The sequence below is a fragment of the Roseibium sp. genome, from assembly GCF_965232425.1.
Taxonomy (GTDB): Bacteria; Pseudomonadota; Alphaproteobacteria; order Rhizobiales; family Stappiaceae; genus Roseibium.
Genome location: NZ_OZ246971.1, coordinates 4,758,151 through 4,772,128 on the forward strand (window position 1 = coordinate 4,758,151; position 13,978 = coordinate 4,772,128).

Annotated in this window: 12 protein-coding genes; 5 read left to right on the forward strand and 7 right to left on the reverse strand. The window is 61.3% G+C overall.

Annotation, left to right across the window (positions count from 1 at the left end):
- The first annotated feature begins 183 nt into the window (after nt 1-183).
- Nucleotides 184-2,223: a M10 family metallopeptidase C-terminal domain-containing protein gene (locus ACO08A_RS21580; protein WP_422037965.1), complete on the forward strand. Its 2,040-nt coding sequence runs from the start codon at nt 184-186 to the stop codon at nt 2,221-2,223.
- 57 nt (nt 2,224-2,280) lie between these two features.
- Here the strand turns inward: ACO08A_RS21580 and ACO08A_RS21585 are convergent, their stop codons facing one another.
- From ACO08A_RS21585 to ACO08A_RS21610, 6 genes are read right to left on the reverse strand one after another with little or no spacing between them, the layout of a single operon-like run.
- A complete protein-coding gene (locus ACO08A_RS21585; protein WP_422037966.1) occupies nt 2,281-3,561 on the reverse strand; it encodes an amidase family protein in 1,281 nt (426 codons plus the stop codon).
- 40 nt (nt 3,562-3,601) lie between these two features.
- On the reverse strand, nt 3,602-4,255 hold the full coding sequence (locus ACO08A_RS21590) for a DUF2848 domain-containing protein (RefSeq protein ID WP_422037967.1): 654 nt from the start codon (nt 4,253-4,255) through the stop codon (nt 3,602-3,604).
- An 11-nt stretch (nt 4,256-4,266) separates the two neighbouring features.
- Nucleotides 4,267-5,547 carry a TRAP transporter large permease gene (locus ACO08A_RS21595; protein WP_422037968.1) on the reverse strand — a complete coding sequence of 427 codons (1,281 nt, stop codon included), beginning with the start codon at nt 5,545-5,547 and terminating at the stop codon, nt 4,267-4,269.
- Nucleotides 5,544-6,077 (reverse strand): TRAP transporter small permease subunit, encoded by a 534-nt coding sequence (locus tag ACO08A_RS21600; RefSeq protein WP_422037969.1) that lies wholly within the window; start codon nt 6,075-6,077, stop codon nt 5,544-5,546. The genes ACO08A_RS21595 and ACO08A_RS21600 overlap by 4 nt, the downstream gene beginning before the upstream one ends.
- A gap of 10 nt (nt 6,078-6,087) precedes the next feature.
- A complete protein-coding gene (locus ACO08A_RS21605) occupies nt 6,088-7,134 on the reverse strand; it encodes a TRAP transporter substrate-binding protein (protein ID WP_422037970.1) in 1,047 nt (348 codons plus the stop codon).
- A 33-nt stretch (nt 7,135-7,167) separates the two neighbouring features.
- Entirely contained in the window at nt 7,168-7,995 is an 828-nt protein-coding gene (locus ACO08A_RS21610; protein WP_422037971.1) for a putative hydro-lyase, read from the reverse strand.
- 111 nt (nt 7,996-8,106) lie between these two features.
- Between ACO08A_RS21610 and ACO08A_RS21615 the strand changes: the two genes are divergently transcribed.
- Together ACO08A_RS21615 and ACO08A_RS21620 are read left to right on the forward strand one after the other, a co-directional pair.
- Nucleotides 8,107-8,979, forward strand: coding sequence for a LysR family transcriptional regulator (locus tag ACO08A_RS21615; protein WP_319382815.1), 873 nt, complete (start codon nt 8,107-8,109; stop codon nt 8,977-8,979).
- A gap of 235 nt (nt 8,980-9,214) precedes the next feature.
- Complete coding sequence (locus ACO08A_RS21620; RefSeq protein WP_422037972.1) at nt 9,215-10,753, forward strand: arylsulfatase; 1,539 nt, start codon at nt 9,215-9,217, stop codon at nt 10,751-10,753.
- A gap of 106 nt (nt 10,754-10,859) precedes the next feature.
- On the opposite strand, the gene ACO08A_RS21625 is transcribed toward ACO08A_RS21620, so the two are convergent.
- Complete coding sequence (locus ACO08A_RS21625) at nt 10,860-11,384, reverse strand: Crp/Fnr family transcriptional regulator (RefSeq protein WP_422037973.1); 525 nt, start codon at nt 11,382-11,384, stop codon at nt 10,860-10,862.
- 71 nt (nt 11,385-11,455) lie between these two features.
- On the opposite strand from ACO08A_RS21625, the gene ACO08A_RS21630 reads away from it, so the two are divergent.
- Nucleotides 11,456-12,055: a hypothetical protein gene (locus ACO08A_RS21630; RefSeq protein ID WP_422037974.1), complete on the forward strand. Its 600-nt coding sequence runs from the start codon at nt 11,456-11,458 to the stop codon at nt 12,053-12,055.
- 300 nt (nt 12,056-12,355) lie between these two features.
- Complete coding sequence (locus ACO08A_RS21635) at nt 12,356-13,924, forward strand: ABC transporter substrate-binding protein (protein ID WP_422037975.1); 1,569 nt, start codon at nt 12,356-12,358, stop codon at nt 13,922-13,924.
- Nucleotides 13,925-13,978: the final 54 nt, after the last annotated feature.

Consider the following 13,978-nt stretch of genomic DNA (forward strand, 5'->3'; position numbering starts at 1 on the left):
GCGCTATCTTTAGCGTTGATCGGTGAATCGCTTCCGGAACGGGGAATTCCCTCACTTCCGTTTGAAAATAGACTTGTGGCGCTGGGTGAAGTGACGCTTCAGAATCGGTTCGCTTCACCCCTTGTGGCCGGGCGCCGCGACAATGGCGATTCATCGGTTCAAAATACCAAGAGGTAGTTCGACATGTGTGAATTGTGTTTCGCGACCGGCCGTACCGAAGACATCCCCATCGTAGCCGGGTTCAGTTGCGATGACGGCACCGGACCGGCGGCAGATCCGTCGGCCGGCGGATCCGGTGTCTCGTCCGCGCCGCTGCCTGTTTTCAGCAACGACCAGATTGCGGATCAACTGACCCGGGAGACTTCCAGCGGGGCTCCGATCTCGTTCGATGCGGGGCCGGGCGACACGATCACGGTCGACATCACGGGATTGACGAGCGCGGGCAAGTTTCTCGCCACCAATGCACTCGAAGCCTGGGAAAACGTGACCGGTCTCAACTTCGCCTTCGTCTCGAGCGGTGCCCAGATCACGTTCGATGACGAAAATTCAGGTGCCTATGCCAGCTTTTCCTGGTGGAGCAATGGCGATCTGATCTCCGCCGACGTCAACGTTTCCAAAAGCTGGCTGAATTCGTACGGCACGAGCATAAACAGCTATTCGTTCCAGACCTATATCCACGAGATCGGTCACGCGCTCGGCCTTCGGCACGGCGGAAATTACAACGGTTCGGCCACCTACGGGGTCGACAACCACTATCAGAACGATTCCTGGCAAGCGACGGTGATGTCCTATTTCAGCCAGACCGAGAACACCTTTATCAATGCGAGCTACGCCTACGTGATAACGCCGATGGTGGCCGACATCATCGCGGTTCAGGATCTTTACGGCGTACCGACCAGCATTCGCACCGGCGCAACGGTCTACGGAAACAACTCGAATGCCGGCGGCTATCTGGAGACGTTTTTCGATTCAAATCAAACGGCTGCGATGACGATCTATGACAATGGTGGAACGGATCTGTTCGACTTTTCCCACTACGGCGCAAATCAGCGGATCGATCTCAACCAGGAAGCCATTTCGAATGTGGGCGGGCTGACCGGCAATCTGATTGTCGCGCGCGGAACGATCATCGAAAATGCCCATGGGGGCAGCGGCAATGACAACCTGATCGGAAACAGCGCTGACAACACGCTTCTGGGCAACAACGGCGATGACGACCTGATCGGCGGCGGGGGCAATGACATCCTGCGCGGTGGCTATGGCAATGACACCATGTCCGGCGGGGCTGGCAACGACACGGTCTACTATACCAACGGTGACAAGTTCTGGGTGAATGGAACCCCCCAGGATGTCGGCGGAAGCGGGATCGACACGCTGGTCATGGAGAGCGGATCGGTCTTCAATACCAGCGGCCTGTCCTGGTACGGCTTCGAGAAGTTCATCGGGGCGGGGCGCAATGACAGGGTCGCCGGAAATGACGACACGGTGAACTACGTCCTTGATGGTGGCGGCGGCAACGATACGCTGATCGGCAGCGGCGGCGATGACGAACTCATCGGTGGCGGCGGCAACGACTTCCTTCGTGGGGGCTGGGGCAGTGACACCGTCTCCGGTGGTTCGGGAAACGACACGATCTACTACGGCAGCGGTGATGTCTTCTGGGACAACGGCACACCAAGAGACATCGGCGGGAGCGGCCGGGACAAGCTGATCATCGAGTCCGGCTCCAAGTTCAACACTTCCGGCCTTTCCTGGTACGGGTTCGAGGAGTTCCAGGGCGCGGAAAAGAACGACCGCGTTGTCGGCAACGAGGCCGGTGTCGACTACTGGATGAACGGCGGTGGCGGCAATGATTTCCTGAAGGGCAACGGTGGTACGGACACGCTGATCGGCGGGTCGGGCAACGACACGCTGGATGCAGGCGGGTCCTCGGGCGGCTGGCAGAAGCTGGAGGGAGAGGCGGGCAACGACAGCTATGTCGTTTCCTCTGATGGCGGCTTCATCGATATCGTCGAGCTTGTCGGCAAGGGCATCGACACGCTGCTGTTCAAGGATCTGAGGGTTTCGGATGTCGAAGCGTCCACCGATAGCGACAGCAACATGCTGCTCACCTGGGCCAGCGGGGCGGGGCAGGTGCGGATCAACGATCTCGGCACCCATATCGAGAACTTCGAGTTTTCGAACGGAACCGTTCTTCAGGCCGACGACTTCGCCTTCGTCTGAGAGACCGGTTGACGTGCGGAGCCGGCGGCCTCGTGCCGGAAGTATCCGCCGCCGTGCTCACAGGGTCTGCAGACCGGCCTCGACAGCCTTGGCGCAGGCGAGCAGATCGGCGTCCCGTCCGCCGGCAGCGACGAGCATGGCACTCAATGTGCTGTCCGCGTGCCGGTACGGCATGGCTATGGCGCAGGCATCGGCGACATTGGCGAGGGACGGGTTGCGAAGCGCGAGAAGATTCAGGCGGTTGAAGGCGTCATCGTCGGCAAGCTCTTCAATTCGCGGCGGCAGCCTGGGCGTGGTCGGCAAGAGCAGCATGTCTTTGCCGATCTCATCCCGGAAGGTCGCGATGAAATGCTGACGCCTGTTCAGTGTCTGCCGGTACTCCACCGCCGAGATTTCTTCGGCCCGGCGCATCCGTGCATGAACGCGCGGATCGAACTGGTCCGCCGATGCCTGAAAATGCGGCTCGTAGTGGGCGCGCGATTCCACCGAGGTCATGTGCCAGGGGGGGACGCTGTCATAGAGCGACATGGCGGCAATCTCCCGCTCGACGATTTCCAGCCCCATCTCCTGAAGCGCTTTCACGACTGCCCTGAAACCGTCTGCAACAACGTCATCCATCTCGGTGAAACCGAAATTGGCGGGAACGATCAGCCGCACCGGGCCGGGGTCGGCGGGAACCGTGTCTTTCGCCGCCATAACCTGCCAGGCAAGCTCACATGCGGCGACCGATTTCGCCATGGGGCCGAAACTGTCGAGACTGTCGGAGAGCGGTTTGCCGCCGACCATCGTGACGGAACTCTGGGTCGGCTTGAAGCCGGTGATGCCGGTGAAGGCGGCAGGAATGCGCAAGGACCCGCCGGTGTCGCTGCCGATTGCGATGTCGCACAATCCGAGGGCCACCGAAACGGCACCACCGCTTGTCGACCCGCCCGGCGCACAGCCGGGATAGGCGGGGTTTCGAGGCGTTCCATGGTGCGGATTGAGCCCCAATCCGGAATAGGCGAACTCGGACATGTTGGTGAGGCCGACAAAGACACCGCCTGCTGCATCGAGGCGCGCGATGGCGGGTGCATCTGCCGTTGCAGGCGGATCACCGGCAAGGACGCGGGTCGCACTGGTCGTCGTCTCGCCTTCAACATCGAAGAGCGCCTTCACGCTGATCAGGGCTCCGGCAAGCGGGCTCCCGGCTTCAGCTGCCGTGGTTGCCTGGCTTCGCGCCCGGTTTTCGAGCAGCTTCAGGAACACCGCCTCGGCCGCGGGGTCGCCAGCCGCGCGTTCCAGAGTGGTCTCAAGACGGCTCGCAGCCGTGTCTGGTGTCCAGGGAAATGATGCGCTCATTCGGGGCAGTCCTGTGATGGCGAAGAAGGCGGGAAGGGCGTCACGAGATGATGCGGAGAGTAGCCGTTCGGTAGCTCCAGTCAATGGAGTGGCCGCGCACCGGATCGCTCAGCGACATTCTGAATCCGGGGGCGGGACGCACGCCGCCGATCGCCGGAAGCGTTCCGCACAGCATGGCGGTGCCGTCCGTGAGCGGGGCTCCCTGCATGAGCTGTTCAAGCGGCAGGATCGAAGCGAGTTTTCCGTCCTGATAGGGAACCCAGCTTCCCGCTTCTTCAATCCACGATTTGAGCACAAGATCGTCAAGATGCGGGCTGACCGCTTCAAACGGCCAAAGGACATCCGCGACCGGTTTCGCGCAGATCTGCTTGGAGGCGGCGACGGAGTGGGCTTCCAGAGCGCGATCCGTGTGATCCGATGCAAGGCCGAGCCAGACCCTGCCATCCTGCTTGAGCAGAAAAGGTTCGGCTTCTCCCGATGTCTGCTCGCCAAGTGTCTGGATCCGAGTTTCCTGTGTCAGCAGGGCGGGGGTGCACTGGTAGTAAAGCGGAACGCCTGAAGGCGCGGGAACCCCAATCGCGGCAAGTTCTTCTATGTGATGGTCAACAGCGGCCCGGTCGCGGCCGGTCCAGCCGGCCACGATGAGCTTTTCGGGAGTGCTTTCCAGCACTCCGGTTTCGGTCTGAAATTTCATGAGCGGTTCTCTTAGAGGGTTGACGGCAGGGACAGGGCGAGCTGTGGCATGAGGATGAGCAGGCCCACCATTGCCAGCATGGCAAGCGCGTAGGGAATGCAGCCGAGCATGACGTCGCTGAAACTGCCGGATTTGCGGGCGGCCTGAACCACGTAGAGGTTGAGCCCGACCGGCGGCGTGATCAGGGCCATCTCCACCAGAATGATCATCAGGATGCCGAACCAGATCTTGTCGTAGCCAAGCTGCACGATGATCGGCACGACGATCGGGATCGTCGCGACCATCAGGGAGAGAGTCTCTATGAAGAAGCCAAGCACGATGTAAATCAGGATGATCACCAGCAGCGTCTCCAGCGGACCCAATCCCAGGCCGGACAAGACGTCCTGAAGCGCGCGGCTGACGCCGGCCGCGGTCAGGGCGAAGTTGAGCACGTAGGCGCCGATGACGACCAGCATGATCATCGCGGAGGTCTTGACGGATCCGCGCAGCGCGTCCTGCAGCATCTCCCAGTTCAGCGCCCGCTGATGCGCGGCGATCAGGAGCGCGATGGCAACGCCGACCGTGGCCGCCTCCGTGGGTGTGGCCCATCCGGCATAGATCGAGCCGACGATCGCGGCAAAGAGCCCAAAGATCGGCAGAAGATCCGCGAGGCCGTCGAGTTTTTCCTTCAAGGTGCTGGATTGGCGCGGGCCGCCCAGGGAAGGCTTGAACACGCAGATGATCACCGTGATCAGCATGAACAGCCCGGCAAGGAAGAGGCCCGGAATCAATCCGGCGAGGAACAGCTGCGGGATCGAGCTCTCGGTCAGAAACCCGTACACGATCAGGTTGATCGAGGGCGGGATCATGATGCCGAGCGTTCCACCGGCGGCGATGGCGCCGGAAAAGAGTTTCGGATTGTAGCCCAGTGCCTGTGCCTGGGGCATGGCGACGGTTGCCACCGTCGCGGCGGTGGCGACCGACGAGCCGGAGGTAGCCGAGAACATGGTCGAAGTCGCGACGTTGGCGTGGATCAGTCCGCCCGGCATCCAGGCGACCCACTTTTCAAGCGCCGTGTAGGTGCGCCGGGCGACGCCGCTGCGCACCAGGATCTCGCCCAGAAGCACGAACATCGGAATGGCGATCAGGGTTGCCGAGTTGGACGAGGACCAGACGATCTGGCCCAGCCCGCGCATCAGCGGAAAGGGGCTGAAGAATTCGTCGATCCCGAAAGCCAGCAGAAACAGAACGATGCCGACGGGAATGGAGAGCGTCAGAAGGCCCAGCAGGCCGACGGAGGTAAAGGCGATCATGCTTCCCCCTTTGCGCCGGCGACGGCATCCACGGCTTCGTAGTCGGAACTCAGGAAACTGACGAGGACGGACGCAAGCAGCACGCAGGCCGACAGAGCGAACCAGACCCACCCGGCCCACCACAGCGACTGCGGGAGCCAAAGGGGCGTTTCAAGCGGCGTGTTGGCGCGGGCGCCGGTCGACAGCGTCTTCTCCAGGACGCCCCAGCCCCGCCAGGCAACGATGATCGCGGTGCCGGCGAGGCAGGCAAGAGAGATGGTGTCGAACACCGCCCGGCCCATGGGGACGAGGCGCTGGCGAAGCAGGTCGATGCGCACATGCGCCTGCTCCGTCAGGGCGTAGCTGATGCCCCAGCTTGTTGTCACGGCCATGACGTAGCCGGAGATTTCGTCGACACCCCCGAGCGACCCGCCCAGCCGGCGTGCAATGATCTCTATGAGCGTGAACGCGACGCAGGCAAGCAGGACCAGGCCTACGAGGATTGCTACGCGATCATTGATCCGCCGAAGGGCGAGAGCCAGGGACGTCATCGGAAATGCCTCAGTTGCTTTCCAGTTTCACACCGGTGACCTTGCCGACGCTGTCGCTCCAGCGTGCCGCCCAGTCACCGCCCGCGCGTTCTGCCCAGTCCGGAAGCACTTCGGAGATCAGAACCTCCTTGGCCTTGGCCTGATCGGCCTCGCTGGCTTCGACCAGGATCAGGCCGCGCGCATCACCATAGGGGCATTCGCCGTTGCCCGTCAGGCAGGCGACGTCGTTTTCAAGGGCGTTCTGGGCCGTTTCCCAGGCCGGTGCCTCGAGACCTTCCTTCACGCCCTTTTCCAACGCGGCCTTCTGGGCGTCGGAGAGCGAGTTCCACTTGTCCAGATTGATCGCGGTCACGACCGGGTCCCAGCCGCCAAGGGGCAGCGGCATGAGATGCGTGGAGACTTCCCACCAGCCGGCATTGTAGCCGGACCCCGCCCCGGTGATGGCGCAATCGACAACACCGCGCTGCAGGGCACCGGGCACTTCCCCGAAGCCGACATTGACACCTTCCGCACCGAGCGCTTCCAGAAACTTGGCCGTCATCCTGCCGGATGCGCGGATCTTCTTGCCCTTCAGGTCGTCAAGCGAGCCGATCTCGGCATTGCAGAAAACCACTTGCGGCGGATAGGGGGCGATCCCGAGCACCTTGGCGTTGAAGACGTCCTTGTAGATGTCATCGACCATCGGGCGGGCGGCTTCGACAGCCTTTTGCGCGGTCGCCGCGTCCGTGGCGATTAACGGGACATCCAGGCCTTCCAGCGCAACGCTGTCCGAGACGGCGTAGTCCGCCACCGTCATGCCGACATCGAACACGCCCTGGGAGAGCATGCGGAAAACGTCGCCGCCGGCGATCCCCATCTGGTCGTGCGTGGTCAGCGCTGCAGTCAGGTCACCACCGGAGAGTTCGGGAAGCTTTTCAGTCCAGAACGGCGCTTCATACTGCTTGTGCAGCGGTAGCCCGCTCCAGCTGCCGACGACGGCAAGCTCCTCGGCCTTGACGTTGGTTCCGGCGGAAATCGCGATCATGGAGATCGCGGACATCAATACCAGTCTGTTCATATCGTTCATCCTCTGTTTTTCCAGATCTTTCAGCTAGTTATCGTTATAGGCGTAAAGCGGGGCAGTGGTTTCCGAGACGTCTGTTATCAGCATCGCACCCGGTGCGTGCGTGATGGAGAGCGGTGGTTTCGATCGCATGATCGCCGCTTGCGGTGTGACCCCGCAGGCCCAGAAAACCGGGACTTCGCCGGGGCCGAACGCGACCGCTTCGCCCCAGTCAGGTGCGTTCAGGTCGGATATGCCGATTTCGGCCGGATCGCCGACATGGACCGGAGCGCCATGGGCAAGCGGAAACTTCCCGCAGATATCGTACACTTCACCGATCCGGTTTTCGGCGATCGGGCGCATGGACACGACCATGCCACCCTTGAAGGGTCCGCAGGGTGCGGTCTCGATCGATGAAAGGAACATCGGCACGGTCACGTTGCTGTCGATATGGCGCATGGCGATGCCTGCCTTGCGCAAGGCGTTTTCGAAGGTGAACGAGCAGCCGATGGCGAAGGCGACGAGATCGTCGCGCCAAAACGCGTGCAGATCGTTGACCTGCTGCTCCAGTACCCCGTGGCGGTAGATGTTGTACCGGGCGGCATCCACCCGGATGTCGACGTCAGCGCCGAGGCGTGCAATGGCGGGTTCGCCGATGCGGGAAACGCCTGCCAGCGGGCAGGGCTTCGGGTTCAGCCGGCAATAGGTGTGAAAGTCATCGGCAAGGCCGGCCGGCAGGATGGCGAGATTGCACTGCAGATTGCCTTTTGCGAGGCCTGCCGTGTGTCCGTTGTAGCGCCCGTCCCGGATCATCCGGCGCTGGGCCGAAAGGTCCATATCGAACAGGTCGGGAAGCTGTGCGCGCTCGCTGGTCATGTCCACCTCGAAAGTCGGTGGCAAAATGCTGCGGTCTAACTATTATCAAGTCAAATCGTGATTTTTTGTCCAAGGTGATCAATTTTTCTTATCACTTTGCGGGGAGGCGCCATGACCTTTGAGCAGCTCAAGACCTTTCTCAGTGTCGCGCGCATGGGCGGCGTGCGCAGGGCAGCGGAACAGCTGAATGTCTCGCAACCGGCTGTTTCAACACGAATTTCCAGCCTTGAAACCTATCTGGGCACGGAGCTGTTCAGCCGGGTGTCGACAGGCGTCGTGCTGACCCGCCAGGGCGTTCTGCTGAGAAACCATGCCGAACAGATCATGGAAATCATGGAGCGCATCAAGGGAGAGGTCATGGCGGATGACAGTGTCAGCAGTCTCTTGCGTCTCGGCGTCGCCGAGACCGTGGCGCAGACCTGGCTGCCCGATTTCATCCGGGAGCTGCACAACCGGTTTCCCAGGCTCAAGATCGAGGTTTCGGTGGACATATCCGTGAACCTGCGCGAGATGCTGCTTGACCGGTCGCTCGACCTGACGATGCTGATGGGTCCGGTTTCGGAATACAGCGTCGACAATCTGGATCTGCCGCCGTTCGAGCTGTCCTGGTACCGGCCGATCGACCTGCCGGAACCGGATCTGAGCACCACGCCGGTCATCACCTATAACCGGAACTCCCGCCCGCACCGGGAACTGACGCAGGAGCTTCGCGACAGATACGGCAGTTCCGCCCAGATCTTTCCGACGAATTCCCTGTCGACCGGGTTCGAAATGGTGGCCTCCGGCATCGGTGTCGGCATCCTGCCGCGCGTCCTCGGGCGGCGGCTGGTCGAAGAGAAGCGGATCACCACCTTCGACCCGGGCTGGCAGGCGACACCGCTGCGCTTCACCGCGACCTATATCGGCGAGCCCAGGAACGAACTGATCGAACGCGCAGCACGGATCGCCCAGGACGTGGCGCGCGACTTCGGAGAGGCGGGTTAGGGGCAGACAGCGCTGAGACCACGAGGGCACGTTCCGGACCGGGGATCAGGAAATCTGCCGAGTGTGCCGCGCACTCGAAACGTGCAAATTCCGCCAGATCACGATCATTCCGACGTGTGATGCACACTTCAAGGCCTTTCTTGCCAGAAAACGGGAAAAAGGCCTGTTTTATCTGCGGTTAGCCGATAATCTTCCCTTTGGGAAATTTTTTAACCTGATCAAGGAGGATCATTTCATGCTGAGGAGACTGATGGTTGCGGCAATTGCCGCCGCGTTGCCGGGTCTTGCCATTGCCCAGGACAGTGCCAAGCCGAACGTGCTGGTGATCTGGGGAGATGACATCGGCCAGTTCAATATCAGCGCGATCAATCGCGGCATGATGGGGTACCGGACACCGAATATCGACAGGATTGCCGCCGAAGGGGCCTATTTCACCGACTGGTACGGCCAGCAAAGCTGCACCGCAGGGCGGGCTGCCTTCATCACCGGGCAGTCGCCGATGCGGACCGGTCTGACCAAGGTGGGGCTGCCCGGTGCACCGGAGGGCATGCAGATCGAAGACCCGACGATTGCCGGTCTGCTCAAGACCCACGGCTACGTGACCGGTCAGTTCGGCAAGAACCACCTGGGCGACCGGGACGAGATGCTGCCGACCAACCACGGTTTCGACGAGTTTTTCGGCAATCTCTACCACCTCAATGCGGAGGAGGAACCGGAGCACCCGGACTATCCGAAAGATCCCGCGTTCCGGGAAAAGTTCGGCCCGCGCGGCGTCATCAAGTCAAGCGCGGACGGTGCAATCGAAGACACGGGGCCGCTCACCCGCAAGCGCATGGAAACAGTGGATGAGGAAGTGACCAGCGGCGCGCTCGACTTCATGCAGCGCGCGGTCGACCAGGACAAGCCCTTCTTTCTGTGGTGGAATTCGACACGGATGCACATCTTCACGCACCTGAAGGAGGAAAGCGAGGGTGTGACGGGATACGGCATCTATGCGGACGGCATGGTGGAACATGACGGCCATGTCGGCCAGTTGCTCGACAAGCTCGAGGAACTGGGCATCGCCGACAACACCATCGTCATGTATTCCTCCGACAACGGCGCGGAAACATTCACGTGGCCGGATGGCGGCACAACGATGTTCAAGGGTGAGAAGAACACTCAGTGGGAGGGTGGCTTCCGTGTTCCGACGCTGATCCGCTGGCCCGGCACGATCGAACCCGGAACCGTGGTCAACGAAATCGGTGCTCACGAAGACATGCTGCCCACTATCCTTGCAGCTGCGGGGGATCCAGACATCAAGGCCCAGTTGCTCGAGGGCGGCGTCGAAGCCATCGGACGCACCTACAAGGTTCACCTCGACGGGTACGATCTCGGTCCGGCCCTGAGGGGAGAAGCGGACTGGCCGCGCGAGGAGTTCATCTACTGGACCGACGACGGGTCCGTGGCCGCACTTCGCTGGAACGACTGGAAGTTCACCTATCTCAAGCAGCACGCGGAAGGCTACAAGGTCTGGACGACACCTTTCGAGGTTCTCAGGGCGCCGTCGCTCACCAATCTGCGGATGGATCCGTTCGAGCGGGCTGAAGCCGAGGACGCGATGGGATATCAGCGCTGGTGGGTCGAGCACATGTTCGTCTTTGCACCGGCCGGTGCCTATGTCGCGCAATGGCTCTCCAGCTTCCAGGAATTCCCGCCGCGCCAGAAACCGGGAAGCTTCAATCTCGACAATGTCATGGAAGCGATGACGGCCGGGTCCCAGGGCAACCAGTAGTCCGGCACGAGATCAGACACGTTAGGGCAGGGCGGCAGAGGCCGCCCTGCTTTTCTGGGCAGGACTGGCCAAACGGCTCTGCAGTGAGCATTCACCGGTACCGCATCTACGCGCGCCGTTTGGCCAGTTCCCGATAGAGCGCCTCGCGTGACACGCCAAGCATATGCGCGAGGTGCTGAATTTGCCCTTTCGGCGGAAGGCTGCCGTTGTCCGTCAACCAGGCGTCGAGCCGTTGGGACACGGTTTTCAAGGATCTGATTTCGGACAGCATGCGCGCTTTCTGCAGGGACACGGCGAGTTGAGCGGCCCACAACCCGGCCAAATCGGGTGAGATGCGCAGCACCTCGTGAAACTCGGCAACGGGTAGGGAGCGGAGGCTTGATCGGGTCCTTGCAACGCAATCACAATGATAGACCTGCGAATAGGCCGATGCCTCTGCAAGCACAAAGCCTGATACAGCCCGGTTCAGGACAAGCGGCGTTCCGGCGCGGGTGTGGCGTACGAGGGCCAGCTCTCCGCTCATCACATAAAACATCGAGCGGACGGGGTCAGCCGTTCTGAACATGGTCTGACCCGCTTCCAATATCAGGGGCCGCCCATTTGCAAAGACGTCTGCGATATCAATCGACATGATAGTGATCATATGTGCAGTGCCGGCTTGCTGCTACTGGCAATCCTCACGGATGTCGAAAGGAACGTGAAATGCCTGTCGGACTGATCAGAACCCTTGTCTTTGCCGTTTCGCTGCTGCCCCTGTGCGCCTGGGGTCAGGAGCACGCGCATGGGAAAGCTGCGGCTCCCTATGCTGGCATGCAGGAACGGCAGATCAAAAGCCTGTCGGAACGCGATGTTGAAGAGTTGCGCCAGGGGCGGGGGTGGGGCCTTGCCCTGCCTGCGGAATTGAATGGACATCCCGGCCCGGTGCATCTTCTGGAGTTGAAGGACGAACTGGCGCTGACCCCGGAGCAGGTCGACACCATCGCGCAAATATTCGAGGACATGACGTCCGACGCGATTGCGGCAGGCGAGCGGCTGATATTGGCGGAAGCGGCCCTGAGCGATGCCTTCGCCGGAAAACGCCCGGACACAAAGAGGCTTCGCGAGCTCCTTGCGGACGCGGCGCAGGCAAGGGCCGAGCTCCGTTTCATCCATCTGTCACGCCATCTGTCGACGCCGGCGCTCCTCAGTCAGGACCAGATCGAGACCTACAATCTTCTGCGCGGCTACGCGTCCGATCGGTGTTCAGCGGTGCCGGAAGGGCACGATCCGGACATGTGGCACCGGCACAATGGCTGTGAGTAGCTGCCGCGCTGTCCGGCTGAATTCATGCGGGTGGAGCGGGCAGGGGTGATAGTGATCACGCCGGAAAACCGGCACTCAGACGTTCGCTGTCTCAGGTTTCAGGGCGAACTTCAGAGAGATCACGGTGGCCATAAGGTGGTCGCTACGCCGGCTCCGAGGGGTGTCGTTTCTTTCCGCCAGGCCCTTTACTCCGCCACCGTATGATCCGGATATTCTTCAAAATCCTCTTGTAATGTTATTTTGTTACATATACCCAATGGTGTGTTCTATTCTCATGTTTTCCGTATCCGGAGCTGAACCTTGTCCCAACAGAGATCTAAACCGTCCATCGTCGCGCTGATGGGTGTCAGCGCACTCTCATTTGCGGCCTTCGCGATGCCGTCGCTGCCCGTCCAGGCTGCCGAGAAAACAATGCGTATCGCCGTGCCGTTCGGACCGAAGAGCAGCGTTCCGGATCCGAGAGCCCGCCAGAATGGCTGGCTCAGCAACCGTGCGGGCGTGTCGGAAACGCTGATCGGGCTCGGCTATGACATGACCATGCAACCCCGTCTTGCCGAGACGTTCCAGAACCTGTCGCCGACGGAATGGAAGCTGACGCTGCGCAAGGACGTGAAGTTCCATGACGGTTCGGACATGACCGCGCAGGATGTGAAGGCCTCCTTCGAGAAATTCGACATCGAGGGGCATCCCGGCCATAACCCGCGCCTTTCCAGGCTGCTCGGTATCGAAAGCATCACGGTCGAAGACGACCATACGCTGGTGTTCAAGACCAAGTCGCCGAATTCGGCATTCCTCTGGTCCCTGACCGAGCCGTCCGCAGCCGTTCTGAAAGACGGAACGGATGACTTGCCGCTGATCGGCACGGGCCCGTTCGTGTTTGTGATGGCCGAGCCGGACAAGACCTACCAGACGCGCAAGTTCACCGACTACTGGGGCGGGGAGCCGAAGCTGGACGGGATCGTGATGGATGCGCTGTCCGACCCCTCTGTTGCGGCCTTGGCGCTGCAAGCCGGTGATGTCGACCTGGTCACCAACTACCCGGAGCCGGATTTTGCAGCCCTCAAGGACAAAGGCGAGGGCCAGCTGTTCTCCAATCCGACGACACGTCTCTTTTTCTTCCAGGTCCGGACAGCCGACGGACCTCTGGCCAATGACACGCTTCGTACCGCCGTCTCGCTCGGGCTCGATCGCGAGACGATTGTCGCCGCGTCCCTGAACGGTGTCGGCGGTGAAGTCGCGAACAGCCTCTTTCCGGCAACCATGGCCTCCTGGGCGAACGGCAACCTGACGCTCGACTACGATCCGGAGAAGGCCAAGGCGCTTCTGGATGAAGCCGGTATCACGGACACCAATGGTGACGGCAACAGGGAACTGGACGGTGAGGAGATCTCGCTGAAGATCCGTTCCTACGAGGGCCGTGCTGCGCTGCGCCCGACCCTTGAGATCACGCAGGCGCTTCTGCAGCAGATCGGCATCGGGGCCGAAATCGCGATGGGTGAGTACGACGCCAACAACGAGGCCCTGAAAGCCGGTGAGATCGACATGCATCTTCAGGCCTGGGGCACCGCGCCGCAGGGCGATCCCGACTACTTTCCGAGCACGCTGGTGGAATCTGGTGTCGGATACAATTTTTCCGGCTACTCCAACGAAGAACTGGACGCGCTCCTGAAAAAGGGCCGCGAGGATTTCGACGATGAGGTTCGCAAGGAGCACTACGACCGCATCCAGGAAATCATCAACGCAGACCTGCCGTTGATCCCGGTCTTCCACAAAACCCAGGTTTCGGTCGGAAACGGCAAAGTGGACGGTTACAAAATCCATCCTGCGGAAACCTATCTCGTGACCCCGGACCTGACACTTGCCGAGTGATGCAACCGAGCTTCTGAGGCTTGAGAACCTGTCGGCCCGCATCGGCCGGCAGGT